General features: G+C 59.6%; 16 protein-coding genes and 4 tRNA genes. 5 read left to right on the top strand and 15 right to left on the bottom strand.

Translation table 11 applies throughout. From position 1 onward, the window contains the following. Positions 1–51 precede the first annotated feature (51 nt). Together CEC48_RS03665 and CEC48_RS03660 are read left to right on the top strand one after the other, a co-directional pair. Complete coding sequence (locus CEC48_RS03665; RefSeq protein ID WP_088422512.1) at positions 52–3357, top strand: EAL domain-containing protein; 3306 nt, start codon at positions 52–54, stop codon at positions 3355–3357. Positions 3358–3437: 80 nt separating this feature from the next. After that, positions 3438–5126, top strand: a complete 1689-nt coding sequence (locus tag CEC48_RS03660) for a molecular chaperone HscC (RefSeq protein ID WP_088422511.1) — start codon at positions 3438–3440, stop codon at positions 5124–5126. Here the strand turns inward: CEC48_RS03660 and CEC48_RS03655 are convergent. From CEC48_RS03655 to gltX, 14 genes are all read right to left on the bottom strand, one after another. After that, positions 5123–6811, bottom strand: coding sequence for a DUF805 domain-containing protein (locus CEC48_RS03655; RefSeq protein WP_176438659.1), 1689 nt, complete (start codon positions 6809–6811; stop codon positions 5123–5125). The genes CEC48_RS03660 and CEC48_RS03655 overlap by 4 nt on opposite strands. Then, a complete protein-coding gene (locus tag CEC48_RS03650) occupies positions 6808–7503 on the bottom strand; it encodes a DUF1266 domain-containing protein (RefSeq protein WP_088422636.1) in 696 nt (231 codons plus the stop codon). Before CEC48_RS03650 ends, CEC48_RS03655 begins: the two co-directional genes overlap by 4 nt. Positions 7504–7625: 122 nt before the next feature. Continuing rightward, positions 7626–9611, bottom strand: a complete 1986-nt coding sequence (locus CEC48_RS03645) for a hypothetical protein (RefSeq protein WP_256579664.1) — start codon at positions 9609–9611, stop codon at positions 7626–7628. Positions 9612–9650: 39 nt separating this feature from the next. After that, a complete protein-coding gene (locus CEC48_RS03640; protein WP_256579662.1) occupies positions 9651–10607 on the bottom strand; it encodes a hypothetical protein in 957 nt (318 codons plus the stop codon). 76 nt (positions 10608–10683) lie between these two features. Continuing rightward, complete coding sequence (locus CEC48_RS30855) at positions 10684–11547, bottom strand: hypothetical protein (protein ID WP_141099646.1); 864 nt, start codon at positions 11545–11547, stop codon at positions 10684–10686. Positions 11548–12096: 549 nt separating this feature from the next. Then, complete coding sequence (locus tag CEC48_RS03635) at positions 12097–13086, bottom strand: tRNA-dihydrouridine synthase (RefSeq protein WP_088422508.1); 990 nt, start codon at positions 13084–13086, stop codon at positions 12097–12099. 40 nt (positions 13087–13126) lie between these two features. Continuing rightward, positions 13127–13576, bottom strand: a complete 450-nt coding sequence (locus CEC48_RS03630; RefSeq protein WP_088422507.1) for a thioesterase family protein — start codon at positions 13574–13576, stop codon at positions 13127–13129. Between the two features lie 50 nt (positions 13577–13626). Then, the gene (locus CEC48_RS03625; protein ID WP_088422506.1) at positions 13627–14460 is read right to left on the bottom strand and encodes an alpha/beta hydrolase; all 834 of its coding nucleotides are present in this window, start codon (positions 14458–14460) and stop codon (positions 13627–13629) included. 28 nt (positions 14461–14488) lie between these two features. Then, the gene (locus tag CEC48_RS03620; RefSeq protein ID WP_088422505.1) at positions 14489–15028 is read right to left on the bottom strand and encodes a TetR/AcrR family transcriptional regulator; all 540 of its coding nucleotides are present in this window, start codon (positions 15026–15028) and stop codon (positions 14489–14491) included. 183 nt (positions 15029–15211) lie between these two features. After that, positions 15212–15287: transfer RNA gene (locus CEC48_RS03615), tRNA-Glu, on the bottom strand. A 78-nt stretch (positions 15288–15365) separates the two neighbouring features. Continuing rightward, positions 15366–15441, bottom strand: a tRNA-Ala gene (locus CEC48_RS03610). A 50-nt stretch (positions 15442–15491) separates the two neighbouring features. Continuing rightward, positions 15492–15567 (bottom strand) — tRNA-Glu (locus CEC48_RS03605). A gap of 80 nt (positions 15568–15647) precedes the next feature. Then, positions 15648–15723: transfer RNA gene (locus CEC48_RS03600), tRNA-Ala, on the bottom strand. A 147-nt stretch (positions 15724–15870) separates the two neighbouring features. After that, entirely contained in the window at positions 15871–17352 is a 1482-nt protein-coding gene (gene gltX, locus CEC48_RS03595) for a glutamate--tRNA ligase (RefSeq protein WP_088422504.1), read from the bottom strand. Positions 17353–17548: 196 nt separating this feature from the next. On the opposite strand from gltX, the gene CEC48_RS03590 reads away from it, so the two are divergent. After that, positions 17549–18595, top strand: a complete 1047-nt coding sequence (locus tag CEC48_RS03590; protein ID WP_088422503.1) for an HlyD family secretion protein — start codon at positions 17549–17551, stop codon at positions 18593–18595. A gap of 49 nt (positions 18596–18644) precedes the next feature. Beyond that, complete coding sequence (locus CEC48_RS03585) at positions 18645–20135, top strand: MDR family MFS transporter (protein ID WP_176438664.1); 1491 nt, start codon at positions 18645–18647, stop codon at positions 20133–20135. 138 nt (positions 20136–20273) lie between these two features. On the opposite strand, the gene uvrB is transcribed toward CEC48_RS03585, so the two are convergent. Continuing rightward, positions 20274–22289 carry an excinuclease ABC subunit UvrB gene (gene uvrB / locus CEC48_RS03580; RefSeq protein WP_088422501.1) on the bottom strand — a complete coding sequence of 672 codons (2016 nt, stop codon included), beginning with the start codon at positions 22287–22289 and terminating at the stop codon, positions 20274–20276. A gap of 343 nt (positions 22290–22632) precedes the next feature. Between uvrB and CEC48_RS03575 the strand changes: the two genes are divergently transcribed. After that, positions 22633–23829 (top strand): amino acid aminotransferase, encoded by a 1197-nt coding sequence (locus CEC48_RS03575; protein WP_088422500.1) that lies wholly within the window; start codon positions 22633–22635, stop codon positions 23827–23829. Positions 23830–23892 lie beyond the last annotated feature (63 nt).

Genomic DNA, 23892 nt, shown 5'->3' with positions numbered 1-23892 from the left:
CATAGACCGTGAACCCGCGCCGAACGCCCATTGAGCCAAGGCCCTTTGATAATGCGCAACCCCGTCGATACCGTGCCACCTCTGCCCCGCATCTACGCCCTGGACCCACAGGAGGCGGAGCAAAGCTGGGACAGCGCGCCGCAACTGCTGGCGGCGCTCAACGCTGCCCGGCTGGGCGCCTGGAGCTGGGAAATCGACACCGGCCGCATAAGCTGGTCCCGGGGCACCCAGGCATTGTTCGGCTTCGACCCGCGCCAACCGCTGCCCAAGGACCTGGAATACCTCGACCTGCTGCCCACCGACGACCGGGCCAAAGTGGTGCGGGCGTTTCACGCGGTGCTGGCGGGCGAACCGTTCGCCCAGGCCATGCATCACCGCATCCAGTGGCCGGACGGCAGCCTGCACTGGCTGGAAATCAACGGCAGCCTGCTGCCGGACAAGGCCGGGCGGCGCCGCATGATCGGGGTGATCCGCGAGATCACCCAGCAGCGCGAGCGCGAACACGCCCTCAGCCATTCGGAAAAACGCTTCGCCACCCTGTTTCACCTGTGCCCCAACATGGTCCTGCTGACCCGCCAGGCCGACGGCCTGATCAGCGAAGCCAACCAGTATTTTGAAAGCCTGTTCGGCTGGCCGCTGGCCGACGCCATCGGCCGCAGTACCCTCGACCTCGGCCTGTGGGTCAACCCCGAGCAACGGGCGCTGCTGGTCAAGGCCACCCAGCGCACGGGCAAGCCGATCAGCATGGAGGTGCAGTTTCGCGCCAGCAACGGCCAGGTCCATGACGGCACACTCAGCGCGCAAAAAGTCGAGCTGGAGGGCGAGGCTTACCTGATCAGCACCTTCGTCGACACCACTGAACGCAAAAATGCCGAGCAAGCCCTCAAGGACAGCCAGGAGCGCCTGGACCTCGCCCTCGACTCGGCCCAACTGGGCACCTGGGACTGGCACATTCCCAGCGGCATGCTCTACGGCTCGGCCCGCGCCGCCCAATTGCATGGCCTGGAATCCCAGCCGTTTCACGAATCCTTCGAGGCGTTTTTTGAAGGCATGCCCAATGAAGAGCGCGAGAACATGCGCAACGCCTACCGCACCCTGCGCGAAGGCCCGGCGGGCAATTACCAACTGACCTATCGCGTGCAACTGGAGGACGGCAGTTCGCGCTACCTGGAAAGCCGCGCCCGCCTGTATCGCGACGAGCTGGGCGTGCCACTGCGCATGGCCGGCACGTTGCTCGACATCACCGACCAGGTCGAGCGCGAACAACGCCTGACCGCCTCGGAAGAAAAGTTCGCCAGCCTGTTCCTCGCCAGCCCCGACCCGATTTGCGTGACGCGCCTGGAAACCGGCCAGTTCATCGAGATCAACCCGGCCTTCACCCTGACCTTCGGCTGGACCGCCGCCGAGGTGATCAACAACAACGCCGAACACATCGGCCTGTGGGACGATTCCACCCAGCGCCTGCAACGCATCGAGCAAGTGATTCGCGAGCAAGCCCTGAGCAATGTGGCAATCATCGTCCACCACAAAAACGGCCAGACGCTGACGTGCGTGATTTCCAGCCGCCTGATCAAGGTCGGCGACCAACCCTGCATCGTCACCACCCTGCGGGACATCACCCAGCAGCAACGCTCGGAAGCGGCGCTCAAGGCCAGCGAAGAGAAGTTCGCCAAGGCCTTTCATTCCAGCCCCGACGCAGTGTCAATCACCGAGCGCGATACCGGGCGCTACGTGGAAGTGAATGACGGTTTTTGCCGCCTGACCGGCTACCGCGCCGAAGAGGCGATAGGCCTGACGCTCTACCAGATCGGCATCTGGGCCGATGAAAACCAGCGTGCCGCGTTGCTGGCCGAGTTGCAGATCAAGGGCCGGATTCATCACCTGGAAATGCTCTGGCACAACAAGCGCGGCGACGTGCTGGCGGTTGAAGTGTCGGTGGAGCCCATCACCCTCAATGAAACCCCGTGCCTGCTGCTGACCGCCCGGGACGTCAGCCTGCTGAAAAATGCCCAGGCGCAGATTCGTCACCTGGCCTATCACGACCCGCTCACCAACCTGCCCAACCGTGCCCTATTGATGGACCGCCTGAGCCAGCAGATCGCCCTGCTCAAGCGCCATAACCTGCGGGGCGCCCTGCTGTTCCTCGACCTGGACCACTTCAAGCACATCAACGATTCCCTCGGCCACCCGGTGGGCGACACCGTGCTGAAAATCGTCACCGCGCGCCTCGAAGCCAGCGTGCGCATGGAAGACACCGTGGCGCGCCTGGGAGGCGATGAATTTGTGGTGCTGCTCAGCGGGCTGGAAGGTTCGCGCCAGCAAGTCAGCACCCAGGTTCAGGAACTGGCCGATACCCTGCGCGAACTGTTGTCAGAGCCGATGTTCCTGGACGGCCACCGCTTGCAAGTCACCCCGAGCATCGGCGTGGCGCTGATACCTGATCACGGCTCAACCCCGGCGGATTTGCTCAAGCGTGCCGATATCGCCCTGTATCGAGCCAAGGATTCGGGCCGCAACACCATCCAGATGTTCCACAACAGCATGCAGAAGACCGCCAGCGAGCGGCTGCGCATGGAGACCGACCTGCGCCTGGCCTTGTCCCGCGGTGAATTCAGCGTGCACTACCAGCCGCAAGTGGATGCCCGGGGCAATCGGATTGTCGGCGCCGAAGCCCTGGTGCGCTGGCAACACCCGCAGTTGGGCGCGCAATCGCCGACCGAATTTATCAAGGTGCTGGAAGACAGCGGGCTGATTCTGGAGGTGGGCACCTGGATCCTCGACGAAGCTTGCGGGACCTTCGCGCAATTGATCAGCGAGGGCCTGGTGGACCCGCTGAATTTCAGCCTGTGCGTGAACATCAGCCCCCGGCAGTTTCGCCAGAACGACTTTGTCGAACGGGTGGAGCGCAGCCTGCGCACGCACCACCTGCCCTTTAGCCTGCTAAAGCTGGAAATCACCGAAGGCATCGTGATTCAAAACCTGGACGACACCATCAGCAAAATGCGCCGCCTGAAAAAGCTCGGCGTGAGTTTTGCCATGGATGATTTCGGCACAGGCTATTCATCACTGACCTACCTCAAGCGCCTACCGGTGGATGCGCTGAAGATCGACCAGTCGTTTGTTCGCGATGCGACCCATGACCCGAACGACGCGGAAATCATCCGGGCGATCGTGGCCATGGCGCGCAGCTTGAACCTGGAGGTGATTGCCGAGGGTGTGGAAACCCCTGAGCAACTGGCGTTTTTGCAGGGGCTTGGGTGTCATTTGTATCAGGGGTATTTGCACAGTCGGCCGTTGCCGGTGGAGGGGTTCAGGCAGGTCCTGAAGCAGATCCCTCAGGCCACTTCATCGGAATAAGTTGCACCGGATTTTCCTGATGGGCAGCTGCTTTTTGAGCCTGTAGGTTCAGGTGCTTTCCATTTTCGGACTCACCTACCATGCAGGATGCAACGAACGCCCCAGCGCTGCTGGGGATAGACCTGGGTACGACCCATAGCGTTATCGCCCTCTGGCACGAGGGCAAAACCCGGCTAATCCCGAACGCGCTCGGCGATGTGCTGACGCCCTCAGTCATCAGCCTCGACGAGGACGGCAGGATTCTGGTCGGCAAGGCCGCCCGGGCTCGCCTGGCGACTCACCCGCAACGAAGTGTTGCTGCCTTCAAACGCTTTATGGGCAGCGATAAACGCTTTGAGCTGGGCGACCAATCGTTCAGCCCCGAAGAGTTATCGGCGCTGGTACTTGGCGCACTCAAGGCGGATGCCGAGGCATGGCTTGGGCACCCCGTGCATGAAGCGGTCATTTCGGTTCCGGCCTATTTCAGCGATGAACAACGTAAACGCACCTTGTTTGCCGCTGAGCTGGCGGGGCTTTCGGTGACACGCCTGATTAACGAACCCACCGCAGCGGCCATGGCGTATGGGCTGCACGAGCAAAAGTTCGAACGCACACTCATTTTCGACCTGGGCGGCGGGACCTTTGATGTAACCGTGCTGGAGTACGCGCTGCCACTGATCGAAGTGCACGCCTCTACCGGCGACAACTTCCTGGGAGGGGAAGACTTCACCGAAGCCCTGCTCAAGGCGTGCCTCAGGGACTGGCAATTACTGCCGGCAACGCTCGACGTACAGGCGCAGGCCAATCTGCGCGACAGCCTTGAAGGGCTCAAATGCAAACTGTCCAGCGGGGCACAAACCCTGGCCTGGAACCACGCAGGCATCACCCGTGAGTGGCAACTGGATGAGCCTGGCGCACTGAAAATATGGGCGCCTTTACTAAACCGGTTGCGCACACCGATTGAACAAGCATTGCGCGACAGCCGGTTACGCCCTCAAGACCTCGACAACCTGGTACTGGTGGGCGGCGCGACGCGTATGCCAGCGGTGCAACAGATGGTTGCCACATTGTTTGGCCGCCTCCCCTACCGCCATCTTGACCCCGACACGCTCGTCGCCTTGGGTGCAGCGGCGCAGGCGGCGTGCAAGGCACGAGACCACGCCATCGAGGAACTGATCCTGACGGATGTCTGCCCCTATACACTGGGCGTTTCATGCCTGCGCGGGGAAGATGACAGCGGCGCGTTCTCGCCGATCATTGAGCGCAACACGGTGATTCCTGTCTCGCGAGTGCAGCGTTTCTACAGTTCCCACGCGCAGCAGGCACTCATACGGGTCGACATCTACCAGGGAGAACGACCGTGGGTGCAGGACAATATTTTTATCGATGCGTTTGAAGTCCCGCTGCCGCAAACCGGTGAGATCCAGGCGCTGGACATCCGTTTCAGCTACGACATCAACGGGCTGCTGGAAGTCGACGTGACATTGCAGCATAACGGCGAACGCCACAGTCACAGCATCGACCACACACCGACCGGGCTGGGCGAGGAGGCTCGAAAAGCCAGCCACCAGCGCCTCAACGCCTTGAAAATCCATCCCCGAGACACGCTGCCCAACCGCACGCTTATCGCACGCCTTGAACGCGCCTGGGCAAAAAGCCTGGGGGATGATCGAGCACAGATCAGCGACTGGCTGGACACCTTCAATCAAGTACTCGCCAGCCAGCGCCCCACCGAGATCACCGCCTGCCAGCAGCAACTGAACGGGGCACTGGACCAACTGCAGCTTTAACCACTGGCCTCATCCAGGTGAGGCTGTGCACCTGGAGGGAGGCCGTAGCGGTTTGGCAAGCGGTCACCCGGCCAGACAAACAACGCCAGCGGGATAACCGGCAACACAAACGCCAACGCAACGCCCAGCAACAGTGTGGGAGTGCCACGCCCCATGTCGTGTAGGCGCCGCACGCTGGCGCCTGCCAGCAACAGCAGGGTAAGCGCCAGCAACGTCAATGCAGCGCCAGGTGTCACGCTCATCATCAATGCCGAAAGAAGGCCAAACACCGTAAGCCCCAGGCTCTGCCCGAAAAAGGCGGCGCGCCCCAGACGCGTGCCCAATCGCCAGAATGCCCAAGGCGAAACCGGCTCAGGCATACGGCAAGCGGGCGAGCCTTCTGCCGCTGGCGGCGCAGATTGCGCGCGTATCTTCTGCCCTGCCCGATACCGAAACCCTTCAAGAATCAGCTCCTCCAGAACATCACCGGATGGCGGTTCATCAAGCACCTGCTGCAAATCCTCATAAGCACCTTCACGCAATGCCCACGCATGACGATAAAGACGGTGCAGATCAGCATCCTGCTCGTCATCGTTGAAGAACGCCTGAAGGGGCCGCGTATCACCGCCGACCTGCCACTGGGCGTAGGCGCCGGCAAAACCATCCAAATCCGCCCTCAGCGCATTGAACCAACGCGCCAGCGTTTCCGGGTGCATCGCTGGCGTCTCCGGGTCCGGGCGGATATCCAGCTCCCGAGCCTCTTCTCTACGATCAAATGCTTGAATCAACAACGGCAACCGCTGCGGATGATGCCGCTCGCAAAGCTCCAGCAAGTAATCAGCGGCTTTCGGGTGCCGATGCTCATGCCAGAGCTTGAGCCAACCTTGCAGCGCATGTTCTTCCAGCCCCAACAGCGTGTTCTGACGCGTCAACAGGAACAACGCGTCAAGATCTTCGGGCGCCTGATGATGCAACTCGACACACGCTTCACGCAGGCCTTTGCCCGCCATCCCGGCGAGCGTGTGTTGCACCAGCATGCGGCGCATCAACGCAGGATCTGCCGGGAGCGCTACGCAGGTAGCTTGACTGGCAAAGTGCACATACTCGTGTAAAGGCCGGTGTTGATAGAGCTGGTCCAGGCTGTTTATGTACCAGAGGGTCTCCATTTGTGCGGGAGGCGACCACTCCCCCATCAACCCGACGTCAAAAGGGTCGGGGCGCTTGAGGTCGTGCAGAAACTCGTCGATCCGGCGAGCGCTGTCGAAATCCACATTGAGCAACTGATCCGACCACCCCAAACGTTGCACGAGCAACAGCGCGCATCGCGACGATAACGGCCCCGATTGCATCAGTTCATTGAGTAATCCCCAACCGAGGTCTTCGAGCCTGTCCAGCGGCAGGCTATCCAGTTGCCGGATAAAGACTTGCCAGGCGTGCACGTTGAAGCGCCGGGCTGGATCTTCGAGTAAGTCCTCGAAATCCGACAATAGTTGAGTACCGGCATCTGGCGGCGTATCCACCAGCAGAACGCGATCCGCCGGCTCCGCGCGAGCAGCTTCCAGGGCCGCCTCGTAGCCGCTGCGCAAGGCCTGGAAGCCGCAAGGATTGCTTTCCGGGTGATGCTTGGGCAATCGGGCACGGTAGGCGGCCCGAATCAGATCAATATCCTGGGTGGGCTCTATCCCCAGGGTCTTCCAGCAAGTCATGACCATTCGAATACCCCCAGGCTGTCGGGACGCGGCAGTGCGTCAAGGGGCAGGTCCCAGGGTAATGGTTCAAGCAATGATGCTGCGGCTCCGGCCAGGGTCCGGACAATAACCTGGGTACTTTCACAGGCAGTTTGAAGGGCCAGTTCGCGATGGAGTTGCTCTGCGGGTAATCGCTCACACTTCCAGAAGCTATATCCCGCCAGGAACCCATTCAGGTAAGTGTCCCAATTGCCGTAATAGTGCCGCGCTCGCGACGCCAGCCGGCTCTGCAGCCAGAGGCTTTCCGACAAGTCGACCCACTGGTTGCGCAAACCACAACGCAACAGAAAACCCATTCGCCCCAGGTCCCAGGCGCGTATGCCACCTACTCCGCAGGCTCCAAAAGTCCGGCTGGCAAATTCGTACAATGCGAACTCGCGTGTCCCCAAGCTCTGCTGGAGGTTGCTCCACTCACTCGGCAAACAGCGCGCCCATTGATGGTAGGCCTCGTTGAGGTGAACTGCATGGCCCTTGTCCGCCATGCACAGCATGCCGAGCAACTGGTCGCGGTCGTTGATTCCCCAACTGCAATCGAGATCAATAGGGGAAGGATCGGCATAGAAGCCCGACTCGAGATAACCGGCGCCAGGGTTGATTGAAACCATGGGAGCAGACAGGGCGTACAGCCAATGCTGTTGAATTTCATCCATGAGAAAGAGCTTCCGGAATCGATGAGAGTAGACGAGGCCAACTGCGCGGGCGCAGATTGCAGGGCATCTGCAGCCCACCACCATCGGACTTCTCTCTTTCTTCAAACTCTGCACCTTTGAACCTACACCAGCTTTAAGGCCTGGCCGTCATTGCGCATCCATTCAGAGGTCTTCAGTTGGCGTTTAAACCCGTAATCATCAAAAACCCCACCGACCACGACCACAGAGTGCTGAAAGTTCGCCAGGGTGCCTGTCACCCCTTCGGCCAGCTCCTGAACGCTACTCCCACGCGTGAAGGCAAATAGCCCCAGACGACGGAGCGCATCGCCGGGGCTCTCACCGTCATTAAGCGTTTCCATGGCGGTCTCAAAACCCTCTGCGGCACGAAACTCATGATTTTCCATCTGCGCGCGCTTCGCGCTGACCGCATACAAAAAAATCGCGTCCCTTAACATGCCTTTGTCGTCGCCTGCGAATCGCGCACTTTTTTTGGCTTGCTCAAGCTCCGCATGGGTCAAGCGTACGGTGCAGGAATCACGCATGGTCACGGAGTAACCTTCAGTCGTCTCAGTGATGCTTTTATAGATGCCTAGTGGGTTTTGGCCATACTTCATCATTGCCGCCTTGATCGCAGACACCGTCACGCAATTACCCTCGAACCCTTGATAAAACCCGGACCAGATGTTGGCAGGCTGCACACCTATTGGCACGTCAGAGATCTTTGCCGTTTTGCCCGCTGAGTCAATGGTCGACTCGGCAGGTATGCCCTGGGCAAGCATGTAGCCCCACACTCGGCCTACTGCCTCTTTGTTCCCATGGCGGTGCTTTACCCCATCCAGCACAAATGCACCTGACCCGTGATAACCATCCACTACCGAAACAGCCCCCTTTTCCTGAATCTTGCTGGGTGGAACAATCCGCAGGAAGCCGATCATGCCCATGCCCTTCAACACGTTGTAAACGGAATCTCCGTTGAGGGTCTTTGCCAGGGCGCTATCAAATCGTCTGTTAATCGCGGGGTCGGTACTCATGATTTGCTTGCGCTTTGCATACGCCGCCAACATGAAGTTAGCGTCCTGCATGATGCCCTTTTCACTGCCAGCAAAGCGGGATGCCTCAGTCGTCTGCGTTAGCTCCTGCGCTGAAAGATGCAGTTCAAAACCATCCCTCATCGTAATGTCATACCCGTCCCCCGCCGCGACCAGTTTTTCAAACATATCCGCTGGGCTTTGGCCAAAACGCATCATCATCATTTTGATAACCGAGGCATGACTGCTGAGGTCAAAAAACTCGCCAAACTTTCTCTCAACCGCATCAAACCCCGTTAAAACAACGGTCGGCTTCTGGGCGTTTCTTTGGATGGACCTGCCGGCAGCAGAATCAACTACCGGACGAGGTTTAACATCGGGTTTGTCCGGATCGGACAATACATACAGGTGCGAGCGATCAACGCGTAGCTTGCGACCAAAACCATGCGCAACCTCATTGTGCACCAAGGCACTTCCGAAACTATTAGTCTCCATCACAGCAAACGCCGCGAGCTTGGCATCCTCCAAGGACACCCTGTGCATAAAAGCCGCCATGCCCATGCCCTTCAACATATTGAATGTCGTTTCCCCCTCCAGGGAATGGCTCAGTACGGCATCAAAACTTGGGGTAACGCCGCCGTCTGCACTGGAAAGTTGCTTGCGTTTCACAAACACCGCCAGCGCGAAGTTTGCGTCTTTTATCATTTCACCGTCATGACCGGTAAACCTCGACGCAGCACCTGTGCGCTGTAACTCGCGGTCAGAGAGATGCAGCGCATAACCGTCTTTCATGATGACATCGTAACCTTCACCGACGCGATTTACTGCCCTGAACATATTCGTTGGCGCCTGGCCGAACTTCATCATCAGCATTTTAATAACGGCGGCATGGGTGCTGGTATCAAAGTACTCGGCAAACTTTCGCTCACTCGCATTAAATCCATTTAAAATCTGGGCGAGCACATCCTCGCCCGCCCCACCGCCAACTAACGGTGTAGCCATCGGCACCAAGCCAGAAAAATCGTGCACCCTAAGCGCGACAAAATCACCAATAGAAAAAGCAGATGTAGAGATATTCATTGCAGGTTTCCAAAATAAATTGCAAGCAGTCAACGGAGATCAGACCAATGCGATGGCATCACCGAAACGCGGCCTACCGCTTTTTCTTCCATATAGTTCTTCACAGCCATCAATGATCGCCACCGAATGGGCGCTCCGGTTGACCATGCCAATCAGCGACTTATCACTAAATGCACTGACCGGGACTTTCTTCATGTGGCTCTTTAAGCCCAATCGCAAGAACCCTTCCCCAGCCCCCCTTTCATCTTCACCATCATTAAGGCTTCGTACGGCTGCATCAAAGCTTCGCGACGCACGTCCATCATTGTTTTCAAGTTGCGCCCGCTTGGCACTGACGGCGAATAGAAAGTGTGCGTCCTTGAGCATCCCCGGATCGCGCATCAAGACAAACTTTGAACCGCGTATGGCGTGGGTTAACTCCGATTTCTTCAAGTTCAGCTTGTATCCATCGCGCATCACGACTTGATAACCGTCCCCGACGGTTTCAACCGATTTGAAAATATCAGTGGGGCTTTGACCGAATTTCGCCATTGCCGCCTTGATCGCCGAAATGGTCACGCAATTACCATCAGGCCCTTGGCGAAAGCCGCCCCAGATATCATCTGGTTTAGCCCCGTTACGCTTGGTGGATAAGTCAGGAAGATGACTTACCCTGGATTGCGGGAGTGGTAGTTCGGGCTTGGGCATCACGCGGGGCTGGGGCGTCGGCGCTACATCGGGCGTTACTTTACTGCGCGTGTCCGACAGCAGGCTTTGCAGTTGGGTAAAAAACTGCGTAAACATATCAAGCAACTTCGTGAGTAACAGCGAACTGTCTGCCGTATCACGGTAACCACTTCGCCCCTCATCAGTGCGTGACACATGATGATGTGCGCCAACACTAACTGTTGCAGGGGCGTTGCTCACCGCCTGCGCAGGATTCGACGCTACTTGACGATACTCATCCCTTACCGCAACTGCATTATTAATCGATAGATAAGACATATATTCACCCACTATCAAGTGCTCCCCAGACTTTTAGTCGCCGGGGAGCCGTTGCAATTATTAAGACGCTGTAAAAAACGTTTCTAACTTACGCCCGTGTGCGGCGACCAGCATCAGTATTCCAATGGGTGTCGGGGCGGGGGCGGTTACGCTTATTGGCGCTATCAACCAAACGGTCGTCAGCCGGTCCCGGGGATGTCAAATCTGGCGCTGGCGTTGGTTTATCGGGTATTACCTGAGGCGTTGCTGGCTTGGGAACGTGTGGGGCTTTTGTGTCTGTTTCAGACTTTACCGCTGGCCGCGGAACCACTACCGGCTTGGCTTCTGCGTCTAAGGGTGGCTTGGGACCGACCAGAATATTGCCATCAGCCTGAGGTTTAACCGGGGGGCGCGGTGCAACTTCGGCTTCTGGATGAGGACAGTGGCAGTTAACCTGAACCGTCACATTCACTTCCGGCGTGTGCCTGTTCTCCGGCGCCCTTTCCGGCTTTACTCCAGGCACAACACCTGGGATTACTTTCGGCGATGTGGTCTCAAGGGTCACTTTCGGCTTCACTGTGGTATCTGTACCCACAACGGGTGCTGGAGTTGGGATCGGTTTTGCTTGAGGGTTGGCCTCTGGCGTTACCTTCGACTGCGTGCCGGCGTCTTGCCCGGCTTTAGGCAACGGAGCGGGATCGGGTGTCACCTTAGGCATTGTGCCTTGGGTTGTTAACAGGCTTCGTATCGCTTTGAAGACATATTCAAATAGCTGTAATAACCGCTCCACGGCGTCCTTGTTCAGCGTAACATTTCCATCTTTTAGCACGACGCCGTTATCACGCAAGACTGTATGAGCAACACTGGGCGACAACGGTGTATCACGTGTCTTGTTCAGCACCGGTGCTTCCCGCTCCAGCGGACGATAGTCATTGCTCATAGGGACAGTGTTATTAATCGATACGTTAGACATACAGTTATCCTTATTCAGCGACCCACAAGCCTTTGGCGTGCCCTGGGTGCGATTGTCGTCATTTAGAGTTGGAAACAATCATGACTGCCTCACACTCCCTACTTTCGTGGGGCGCGAGGCCATTGAGTTCCGATAATCGGCCCTCATACAAGGAAACCATTAGGAAAAACGAGACATTCTCCTATGGACTTTCAAGAGAAAGTGGTATTCCACCTCGCCTCAAGCGAGAACACCCTAGACACATAAGGCAACAGACAGCGTTCTGCGAAACGTGGTGAAATCACTGCCAGGCGTTAATAGTCCGCACTTATGTTAGTTGGCGCACGCGCAAGTAACCCACGGCGTACTGCGCAACCAAATCGCTATAAATCCGGTATTAAATAAATGCAATTAACCAACTTACTTACACATACCAAGACACCACACTGCATCGTAAAAATTTTAGACATATAACTAGCCAACCAAAAACTGCCGCGTTCCATCGCACGCACCACTTTTCGGACATAAAAAAGGGCGCCCTTGGCGCCCTTCAATAACGGGATGAAACGTCTATATATATGATCCGGATTTTTCAAGGCTCGCTTGCGCCGACGGATCGGGCATACCCAACAAACGTCCGACCTGCTCCAGGTCTGTCTCCCTACGCATCAGGGTGAACAATTCCACCGCCTCGGGATAGTTGCGAGTGAGCATCGCCAACCACTGCTTCAAACGACCCGGCGCCTGGCGCTCAGTCAACTGCTCCACCGACTGCCGCCAGAACTCCTGGAGCATCGGCTGCATCTGCGCCCAGGTCATCTCCTCTACCTCTTCGCCAGCACGCGCAGCGGCAATCTGCCGGGCAAGATCCGGACGGGCCACCAGGCCGCGACCGAGCATGATGTCTTCGACGCCGCTGATCTCGCGGCAGCGTCGCCAGTCTTCAACGCTCCAGATATCGCCGTTGGCGAACACCGGCACCTTGACCACCTCCTGCACTCGCGGGATCCACTCCCAATGCGCCGGCGGCTTGTAGCCGTCGGTTTTGGTGCGGGCGTGCACCACGATATGCGCCGCGCCGCCTTCGGCCAGGGCCGTGGCGCACACCAGGGCGCCGTCCGGGCTATCGAAGCCCAGGCGCATCTTGGCAGTGACCGGAATATGCGCCGGCACTGCACGCCGCACGTGTTCGACGATCTGGTTGAGCAGCTCCGGCTCCTTGAGCAGCACCGCACCGCCACGAGACTTGTTGACGGTCTTGGCCGGGCAACCGAAGTTGAGGTCAATCACCTGCGAACCCAGCTCACAGGCAAGAGCCGCGTTTTCCGCCAGGCACACCGGGTCTGAACCCAGCAATTGCACGCGCAGCGGCACGCCGGCAGCGGTTTTGGCACCGTGCAGCAACTCGGGGGCGAGTTTGTGGAAGTAGGCAGGCGTCAGCAGGCGGTCGTTGACCCGGATGAACTCGGTCACGCACCAATCAATACCGCCGACCTGGGTCAGCACGTCCCGCAGGATGTTGTCGACCAACCCCTCCATGGGCGCCAAAGCAATTTGCATGGAAAACACTCAACGAAAAACGTGGCGCAGTTTACGGGTTTCAGACGCCGGCGGGTAACTCGCCTTGCAGCGCCGGGCCATAACCCTCGAGAAATTCCGACGGCATGCGCTTGGGCTTGCCGCTGGACAGCTCAATGCAGACAAAAGTGGTTTGCGCCCGCAGCAAGGTGGCGCCGTCACGCGGGCGTACCAGTTGGAAGCGTCGGGTCATTTTAAGGCGCTGGTCCCAGTCGACGATCCAGGTCGCCAACTGCAGCTCGTCGCCTTCGTAGCCTGCCGCGAGGTAATCGATCTCGTGGCGCACCACGGCCATGGCGCGATCGAGCCTGCGGTACTCGGTGAGGTCCAGCCCCAGGCGCTGGGAGTGACGCCAGGCGCAGCGTTCCAGCCAGGACACGTACACGGCGTTGTTGGCGTGCCCCAGCCCGTCGATGTCTTCGGTACCGACCTGAAGATCGATGATAAACGGCGTTGCCAAATCCCAGCCCATGCGCTGCTCCCGGTCGATTAATGTCGGCGGCGAGCAGTGTAACCCATGGTTCAGGCGGTTTGGCGCTCCGCTACGTGGCGGCCGGCCAGCAGCGCCAGTACGGCTTCGATCACGCGCGGGTCTGCCAGCACCTTCTGGTGCCCGCCCTGCTCCAGGCGCAGCAGGCGGCTGTCGAACCAGGCGTCATGGATGACCTGACAGGCTTTGACCGAGACGAAGGTGTCGTCCTCGGCATGCACGATCAGGCCCGGGATATTCATTTGATAGTGGGCCACGTCGAGGTGCTTGAGCGGCATGCCCATCGTCAACTCGACCTCCTGGATAAACGCCGAACGCGCTCGTGCCGGCAAACCGACCATGCCGGCGAAGCCGCGCAGTACGTCGAGAAACCGCGAGGGTGCGGCGATGCTGACCAATGCCTCGGTGCGCAACCCCAACTGCACCGCCAACATCGCGCTGGCGCCGCCCATGGAGTGGCCGACCACCGCATGCAATGGTGGCAGTTCGGCCGCCGCCTCCAGCATGGCGCGAGCGAACAGCAGCACATGGGCTTCGCGCCCCGGCGAACGCCCGTGGGCCGGACCGTCCAGGGCAACCACCGAATAACCCGCCTCCACCAGCGCCGTGATCAAGCTGGCGAACTGCGTTGGCCGTCCTTCCCAACCGTGCATCAACAGCACCGCAGGCCCTTGGCCCCACTTCAGCGCCGACAGGCCGAAACGCAAGGTGATGCGCTCCGATTGCGCCAGCAGCGGCAGCTCCCAGTCACGGGGCGGCAAATCGCGAGGCGTCATGAACGCCCGACGCATCTTGCTGGCAACAGTACGCGGCGCCAGCCGGCCCAAGGTGCCATTGACGCCACGAATCCATTTCAACGTGCCCATCGCTTATTCCCCAGGCCAGAAGCCGTTCTTAACGCACTGCGGACTTGGCCGCACGCAACACACGGTCCGACAACTCACCCGGGCCCAAGGCGCGGGCCAGCGACAAGCCGCCGATCATCAGCGCCATGTCGGCCAGGGCCTTGTCGGTGTCTTCAGGGCTGGCGGCCAGTTGCGCAGCCATCAGCTCGCAGTGTTCGTTCAAGGCCTGGCGGAACTCATCCGGCAAGCGGCTCATCTCGCCCACCGTGGACGGAATCGGGCACGCCTGGGTGGTGGAGTCACGGTGTTTACGCGACAGGTAGAACGCTGCGACCAGCGCGCGACGCTCTTCACCGGTCAGCGATGAGTCCATGTCATCAACGGCTGCGCGACGCCGGGCCAGCAACTCGGTGAAGGCCTCCAGCATCAGTGCATCTTTACTTTCAAAGTGCGCGTAGAAACCACCGACGGTCAGCCCCGCCGCGCCCATCACTTCGCCCACACTCGGCTCGGCCGGGCCGCGCTGCACCAGGGCGGCGCCGGCAGCTTGCAGAATACGTTCGCGGGTTTGCGCTTTTTTATCGTTCATCGTTGCCTCCGAATCTCATGCTTCGAATATTATTACCATAATAATATTTCGCAAGCCACCGGCATGACCATTGGTCAGAAGAACATTTTGGGAAAAGGAAGGAGGATTGGCCAAACGCCAGACAAACAAAAGGGCCATTCAATAATTGAATGACCCTTAAAAATCCCGCAGAGCGGGTAATCGTGGCGTCCCCTAGGGGACTCGAACCCCTGTTACCGCCGTGAAAGGGCGGTGTCCTAGGCCACTAGACGAAGGGGACACAAACCTTCTATACACTGATCAGAGCTGAGACCTGATCGATTCAAGGACGGTGTGGCCAGACCTTGAACCTGTAAATTGGTGGAGCTAAACGGGATCGAACCGTTGACCTCTTGCATGCCATGCAAGCGCTCTCCCAGCTGAGCTATAGCCCCGGATTTTTCGCCTCGCGGCGCAGCAGACCTTGCGAGCTGCTTGTTGAAACTGGCGTCCCCTAGGGGACTCGAACCCCTGTTACCGCCGTGAAAGGGCGGTGTCCTAGGCCACTAGACGAAGGGGACACAAACCTTCTATACAACGTGATCAGAGCTGAGACCTGATCGATTCAAAGACGGTGTGGCCAGACCTTGAACCTGTAAATTGGTGGAGCTAAACGGGATCGAACCGTTGACCTCTTGCATGCCATGCAAGCGCTCTCCCAGCTGAGCTATAGCCCCTCGTCGGTGAGGACGGGGCGAATCTTAATGGCGTATTGGAAACGTGTCAAATTTATTTTTAACAAATTTCAAAATTTTTTGCCGAGATAACAATCACTTACCGACTAAACCCCGGAAAACCGGGGTTTGGCCGTTACAACAGCGGGCTTAAGCGATAGCGCCCAGCAGCTTTTCCCATTCCTTGTTTTCTTTCTTCGACACACCACCAAGCAAATCAAGGGCTTGGCGCAGGCGGAAACGGGTCAGGTCCGGGCCGAGGATTTCCATCGCGTCGAGTACCGACACCGAACTGGCCTGCCCGGTGATCGCGGCAAACATGAGCGGCATGGCATCGCGCAGTTTCAATTCCAGGGATTCAACCACCGCCTGGATGGTCGCGGTGATTGCATCCTTCTCCCACTGGCGCAGGCTTTCGAGCTTCCACAAAATCAGCTGCATCAACTGGCGAACCTGGTCACCCGAGAGCTTTTTCGACTCAAACAGCTTCACGTCGGGGTTCACGCCACCGGCAAAGAAGAAACTCGCCAACGGTGCGACCTGGCTGAACGTCTCCACCCTGCCCTGCACCAGCGGCGCGATCTTCATCATGTACTCGGGGTTCAACGCCCACTGCTGCACGCGGCTGGCGAACTCTTCCACCGGCAGGTCACGCAGCCACTGGCCGTTGAGCCACGACAGCTTCTCGACGTCGAAAATCGGCCCGCCGAGGGACACGCGGGACAGGTCGAAGTTATCGACCATTTCCTGCAGCGAGAACTTCTCGCGCTCGTCCGGCATCGACCAGCCCATGCGGCCCAGGTAGTTGAGCATCGCTTCCGGCATGAAGCCCATGCGCTCGTAGAAGGTCACCGAGGTCGGGTTCTTGCGCTTGGACAGCTTGCTCTTGTCCGGGTTACGCAGCAGCGGCATGTAGCACAACTGCGGCTGTTCCCAGCCGAAGTATTCGTAGAGCAGGATCAGCTTCGGCGCCGATGGCAGCCACTCTTCGCCACGCAGCACGTGGGTGATGCCCATCAGGTGGTCGTCCACCACGTTGGCCAGGAAGTACGTCGGCAGGCCGTCGGTCTTCATCAGCACTTGCATGTCCATGCGGTCCCACGGGATCTCGACGTCGCCGCGCAGCATGTCCGGCACCACGCACACGCCTTCGCTTGGCACCTTCATGCGGATAACGTGCGGCTCCCCGGCGGCCAGGCGCTGGGCCACTTCTTCTTTCGACAGCAGCAGCGCGCGGCCGTCATAGCGCGGGGTTTCACCACGGGCCATTTGCTCGGCGCGCATCTGGTCCAGCTCTTCGGCCGTGCAGAAGCACGGGAAGGCGTGGCCCATGTCAACCAACTGCTGGGTGTACTTTTTGTAGATGTCGCTGCGCTCGCTCTGGCGATACGGGCCGTGCGGGCCGCCGACATCCGGGCCTTCAGCCCAGGTGATGCCCAACCAGCGCAGGGCATCGAAAATCTGCTGTTCCGACTCACGGGTGGAACGCAGTTGATCGGTGTCTTCGATCCGCAGGATGAATTCACCGCCGTGCTGCTTGGCAAAGCAGTAGTTGAACAAGGCGATGTAAGCAGTACCTACGTGGGGATCCCCAGTAGGCGATGGCGCGATGCGCGTGCGGACGGTGGTCATGGCGGGTCTCGAATTGGCGATAAAACTGAAAATGAAACAAGGGGCGAATGGTAACAGCCCCAAGCCCTTGGGCTCCAGCGTGGGGAGGCGAACAAAGGGCATATGAGACAAGCTCCGGTCTCAAGACTCGCCATGGCTATTTGCCAGATCATTCGCTGGCTATATTCCATTACCTTTTGTTGCCGACATTATCGCCATGCCTGCCCCGCTCAAACGCCGCCTGTTTATCTTCCTGTTTATCGTGGTCTTGATTGCCGCGGGCTTTTTCGCCCAGTGGTTCTTCAAGGGCCGCTTTTATGAAAGCACCGACAACGCCTACGTGCAGGGCGAGATCACCCGCGTCTCCAGCCAGCTTGGCGCGCGAATCGTCGAGGTCATGGTCGGTGACAATGAACACGTGGAAAAAGGCCAGTTGCTGGTCAAGCTCGAAGGCGACGACTTCCACCTCGCCGTCGACCGCGCCAACGCCGCCCTGGCCATGCGCGAAGCCGAGCGCGTGCAGGCCCAGAGCAAACTGACCCAGCAAGCCAGCCTGATCGCCGCCGGTGCAGCCAAGGTCTCCTCCAGCCAGGCCACCCTCGGCCGCTCGCAGATCGACCTGAACCGCGCGCAAACCCTGCGCAAACCCGGCTACGTCTCCGAAGAACGGGTGACCACCCTGGACGCCGACAACCATATCGCCCGCTCCCAGGTGACCATGGCCCAGGCCGACCTGCAGGGCCAGCGCCAGCAGGTCAACGCCCTGAACGCCGAAATCAAGCGCCTCGACGCGATGATCGCCAACGCCAAGACCGACCTGGCCCAGGCCGAACTGAACCTGACCCGCAGCGAAATCCACGCGCCCATCAGCGGCCTGATCGGCCAGCGTGCCGCGCGCAACGGCCAATACGTGCAGGCCGGCGCCTACCTGCTGTCGATCGTCCCGGACCAGGACATCTGGGTGCAGGCCAACTTCAAGGAAACCCAGATCGGCCATATGCAGCCCGGGCAAAAGGCCGAGCTGACGTTTGACGCCTACGGCGATACGCCGATCGAAGGCCGCGTCGCCAATCTGTTCGGGGCCTCCGGCGCGCAGTTCAGCCTGCTGCCGCCGGACAATGCCACGGGTAACTTCACCAAAGTCGTACAACGGATTCCGGTAAAACTGACCTTCGCCGCCGACAACCCGCTGAAGGGCAAAATCCGCCCGGGCATGTCGGTGACGGTCAAAGTGAACATCAAAGACCCGCAAGATGGCCGGTGATCAACTGCTGGCCCCAGTCGGCGAACCGAGCCGGCGCGACTGGATTGCGGTGATGAGCGTGATGCTCGGCGCCTTTATGGCGGTGCTCGACATCCAGATCACCAACTCCTCCCTCAAGGACATCCAGGGCGCACTGTCGGCCACCCTGGAAGAGGGCTCGTGGATTTCCACCTCCTACCTTGTCGCCGAAATCATCATGATCCCCCTCACTGCCTGGCTGGTGCAGCTGTTGTCGGCGCGCCGGTTGGCGGTGTGGGTGTCCGGCGGGTTCCTGATCGCCTCGTTGATGTGCTCCATGGCCTGGAGCCTGGAAAGCATGATCGTGTTCCGCGCCTTGCAGGGCTTTACCGGCGGTGCGCTGATCCCGCTGGCATTCACCCTCACGCTGATCAAGCTGCCCGAACACCACCGCGCCAAAGGCATGGCCATGTTCGCCATGACCGCCACCTTCGCCCCGTCCATTGGCCCCACCATTGGCGGCTGGTTGACCGAGAACTGGGGCTGGGAATACATCTTCTACATCAACATCCCGCCGGGCCTGATCATGATCGCCGGGCTGCTGTACGGGCTGGAGAAAAAGGAGTCCAACTGGGACCTGCTCAAAAGCACCGATTATCTCGGCATCGTCACCATGGCCGTGGGCCTTGGGTGTTTGCAGGTGTTCCTGGAGGAAGGCCATCGCAAGGACTGGCTGGAATCGAGCCTGATCGTCAGCCTGGGCACCGTCGCCCTGCTGAGCCTGATCACCTTTGTGATCGTGCAGATGTCCAAGCCCAACCCGCTGATCAACCTGCGCATCCTCGGCAATCGCAATTTCGGGCTGTCGAGTATTTCGAGCCTGGGGATGGGCGTGGGGTTGTATGGCTCGATTTATCTGCTGCCGCTTTACCTGGCGCAGATCCAGAACTACAACGCCCTGCAAATCGGCGAAGTGATCATGTGGATGGGCGTGCCGCAGCTGTTTCTGATTCCGCTGGTGCCCAAGCTGATGAAATACGTGTCGCCCAAATGGCTGTGCACGCTGGGGTTCGGGCTGTTTGGGTTGGCGAGTTTTTCGTCGGGGGTGCTGAACCCGGACTTTGCCGGCGACCAGTTCAACCGGATCCAGATCATCCGCGCACTGGGGCAGCCATTGATCATGGTCACGATTTCGTTGATTGCCACCGCGTACATCATGCCGAAGGACGCGGGGTCGGCGTCGAGCTTGTTCAATATCCTGCGCAACCTCGGCGGGGCGATCGGGATTGCGTTGCTGGCGACGCTGCTGGATGCGCGCACCAAGACGTATTTTGATTACTTACGCGAGGCGATTGTGCCGACCAATCCGCAGGTGGCGGAGCGGATGGCGACGTTGACCGAGAAGTTTGGGAGTGAGACGGCGGCGTTGGGCAAGTTGAGCGAGATAGCGCATCAGCAGGCGCAGATCATGGCCTACAACGATGCGTTTCACTTTGTGGGGTTGGCGCTGGGGATCAGCATGGTGGCGATTTTGTTGACCAAGGCGTTGCCGGCGGGGCTCAAGGCTGGGGAAGCCCACTGAAATAACCTGTGGCGAGGGAGCTTGCTCCCGCTGGGCTGCGAAGCGGCCCCAAAATCCTGGGAGCGCTTCGCACTCCAGCGGGAGCAAGCTCCCTCGCCACAACAAGCCCCCTCGCCACAGAAGCTGCATCGCTGCGCATCAGACAGCCAACAGACGCTCGCGCAACTTGCCAATCTCATCGCGCATCTGCGCCGCCGCTTCAAACTCCAGGTCCCGCGCCAACTGGTACATCTTCTCTTCCAACTGACGAATACGCTTGGTGATCTCGCTCGGCGAACGCAGTTCCGCTTCGTACTTGGCGTTCTCCTCGGCAGCCTTGGCCATGCCCTTGCGCTTCTTGCTGCGCGAGCCCGGTACGGTAGCGCCTTCCATGATATCGGCCACGTCCTTGAACACGCCCTTGGGCGTGATGCCATGTTCCAGGTTGTAGGCAATCTGCTTGTCGCGACGACGCTCAGTCTCGCCAATCGCGCGCTCCATAGAGCCGGTAATCCGGTCCGCATACAGAATCGCCCGGCCATTGAGGTTCCGCGCTGCCCGGCCAATCGTCTGGATCAACGAGCGCTCGGAACGCAGGAAGCCTTCCTTGTCCGCATCCAGAATCGCCACCAGCGACACTTCCGGCATATCCAAACCTTCACGCAGCAGGTTGATCCCCACCAGCACATCAAAGGCGCCCAAGCGCAGGTCACGAATGATTTCCACGCGCTCCACGGTGTCGATGTCCGAGTGCAGATAACGCACGCGCACGCCATGGTCGGCCAGGTAATCGGTCAAGTCTTCGGACATGCGCTTGGTCAGCGTGGTGACCAGCACCCGCTCTTCCAGCGCTACGCGTTTGCCGATCTCCGACAGCAGGTCGTCGACCTGGGTCAGCGCCGGGCGGATTTCGATTTGCGGGTCTACCAGGCCGGTCGGGCGCACCAGTTGTTCAACCACACGCCCGGCATGTTCGGCCTCGTAGTTACCCGGCGTGGCCGAGACAAAAATCGTCTGCGGGCTGATGCCTTCGAACTCGTCAAAGCGCATCGGCCGGTTATCCAGCGCTGACGGCAGGCGGAAGCCGTATTCCACCAACGTCTCTTTACGCGAGCGGTCGCCTTTGTACATCGCACCCACCTGCGGCACGCTGACGTGGGATTCGTCGATCACCAGCAAGGCGTCGTCCGGCAGGTAGTCAAACAGGGTGGGCGGCGCCTGCCCGGACTCGCGGCCCGAGAGGTAGCGCGAGTAGTTTTCGATGCCGTTGCAGTAGCCCAGCTCCAGGATCATCTCCAGGTCGAAACGGGTGCGCTGTTCCAGACGCTGGGCTTCCACCAGCTTGTTGTTGGCGCGCAGGTATTCCAGGCGCTCCACCAATTCGCCCTTGATGCCCTCGATGGCGCCCATCAGGGTTTCACGCGGGGTTACGTAGTGGCTTTTCGGGTAGAAGGTGAAGCGTGGCAGCTTGCGGATCACCTCGCCGGTCAATGGGTCGAAGGCCGACAGGCTCTCGACTTCATCGTCGAACAACTCGATGCGGATCGCTTCCAGGTCGGATTCCGCCGGGTAAATGTCGATCACATCGCCGCGCACGCGGAAGGTCGCCCGGGCGAAGTCCATGTCGTTGCGGGTGTATTGCAGGCTCGTCAGGCGACGCAGCAGTTCGCGCTGGTCGAGTTTGTCGCCGCGGTCGACGTGCAGCACCATCTTCAAATAGGTTTCGGGGCTGCCCAAACCGTAGATGCACGACACCGTGGTGACGATGATCGCGTCCTTGCGCTCCAACAGCGCCTTGGTCGCCGACAGGCGCATCTGCTCGATGTGGTCGTTGATCGAGGCGTCTTTCTCGATAAAGGTGTCGGACGATGGTACGTAGGCTTCCGGCTGGTAGTAGTCGTAGTAGGAAACGAAGTACTCAACCGCGTTGTTCGGGAAGAACGCCTTGAACTCGCCATACAACTGCGCGGCCAGGGTCTTGTTCGGCGCCAGCACCAAGGTCGGGCGGTTCACCTGGGCGATCACGTTGGCGATGCTGAAGGTCTTGCCGGAGCCGGTCACCCCGAGCAAGGTCTGGTGCGCCAGGCCGGCCTCGATGCCCTCGACCATCAGGCGGATGGCTTCCGGTTGATCGCCGGCGGGCTCGAAGCGGGTGACTAGCTGGAAATCCGACATAACGTACCTCTTGAGTCACCCCGGGGCCGGAAAAAGCAGCGGGGACGAAAAAGACCGCGACCCGCGACTGTTCGGCGCAGGTTGCAGGAAAAAACCATGATAGCTGTAGAAGTGGAGGCGAATGTGACGGGTTTCAAGGCAATCGTCCTACATGCCCTGGGCCGTCAATGTTGCAATAAGACTAACGGTCGGTAAATAAACCGAAAAACTTGGCCGAAAAGCCGTTTCGGCTGTCGCCGTGAGCAGTGATGGCCTCTATACTAGCTCCCCGTTTGTGCACCGCTCTAGTGCATTCGGCTGGAGCGCGACACGTCCCTCCACTCTCTATAGAGCTGCCGCAAAAATGAGCCTGTTCTCCGCTGTCGAAATGGCACCACGCGATCCAATCCTGGGCCTCAACGAAGCATTCAACGCCGATACCCGAACCACCAAGGTCAACCTTGGCGTGGGCGTTTACTGCAACGAGGAGGGGAAGATTCCACTCTTGCGTGCCGTTGCCGAAGCGGAAGCCATTCGAGTGGCGCAACACGCCGCCCGTGGCTACTTGCCAATCGACGGTATTGTGGCCTACGACCAGGCCGTGCAGAAGCTGCTGTTTGGTGCGCAGTCGCCACTGATCAGCTCCGGCCGCGTCATCACCGCCCAGGCTGTTGGCGGCACCGGCGCCCTGAAAATCGGCGCAGACTTCCTCAAGCAACTGCTGCCCAACGCCGTCGTCGCCATCAGCGACCCGAGCTGGGAAAACCACCAGGCGCTGTTTGAAAAAGCCGGTTTCCCGGTACAGACCTATCGCTACTACGACGCCGCCACCCACGACGTAAACCGCGCCGGCCTGCTGGAAGACCTCAACGCCCTGCCGCCACAGTCCATCGTGGTGCTGCACGCCTGCTGCCACAACCCGACCGGCGTCGACCTGAGCCCGGCCGACTGGCAACAAGTGCTGGACGTGGTCAAGGCGAAAAACCTCGTACCGTTCCTCGACATGGCCTACCAGGGCTTTGGCGACGGCATCGACGAAGACGCCGCTGCGGTGCGCCTGTTCGCTGAATCGGGCCTGACCTTCTTTGTGTCCAGCTCGTTCTCCAAATCGTTCTCGCTGTACGGCGAGCGCGTGGGCGCCCTGTCCATCGTCACCGACTCCAAAGAAGAAAGCGCGCGCATCCTGTCCCAGGTCAAGCGTGTGATCCGCACCAACTACTCCAACCCGCCGACCCACGGCGCGGCGATTGTGGCGGCGGTGCTGAACAACCCTGAGCTGCGTGCCCAGTGGGAAGCGGAACTGGCGGAAATGCGCCTGCGCATTCGCGGCATGCGTGAGCAGATGGTGGCTGAACTGGCCAAGGCGGCTCCCGGCCACGACTTCAGCTTCGTCGGTCGCCAGCGTGGGATGTTCTCCTACTCCGGCCTGAGCGTTGAACAAGTGACGCGCCTGCGCAGCGAGTTTGGTATCTACGCCCTGGACACGGGCCGCATCTGTGTGGCGGCGTTGAACCAGGCGAACATTGATGCGGTGACCAAAGCCATCGTTCAGGTGCTGTAAGCCTGTTGTGATGCAAAAAAAGGGGAAGCCAGTGGCTTCCCCTTTTTCATTCTGAGGACCGCG

The organism is Pseudomonas sp. K2I15, from assembly GCF_002204795.1.
GTDB lineage: Bacteria > Pseudomonadota > Gammaproteobacteria > Pseudomonadales > Pseudomonadaceae > Aquipseudomonas.
The sequence above is the reverse complement of the archived record's forward strand: the minus strand, read 5'-3'. Positions and strand labels throughout refer to the sequence as shown.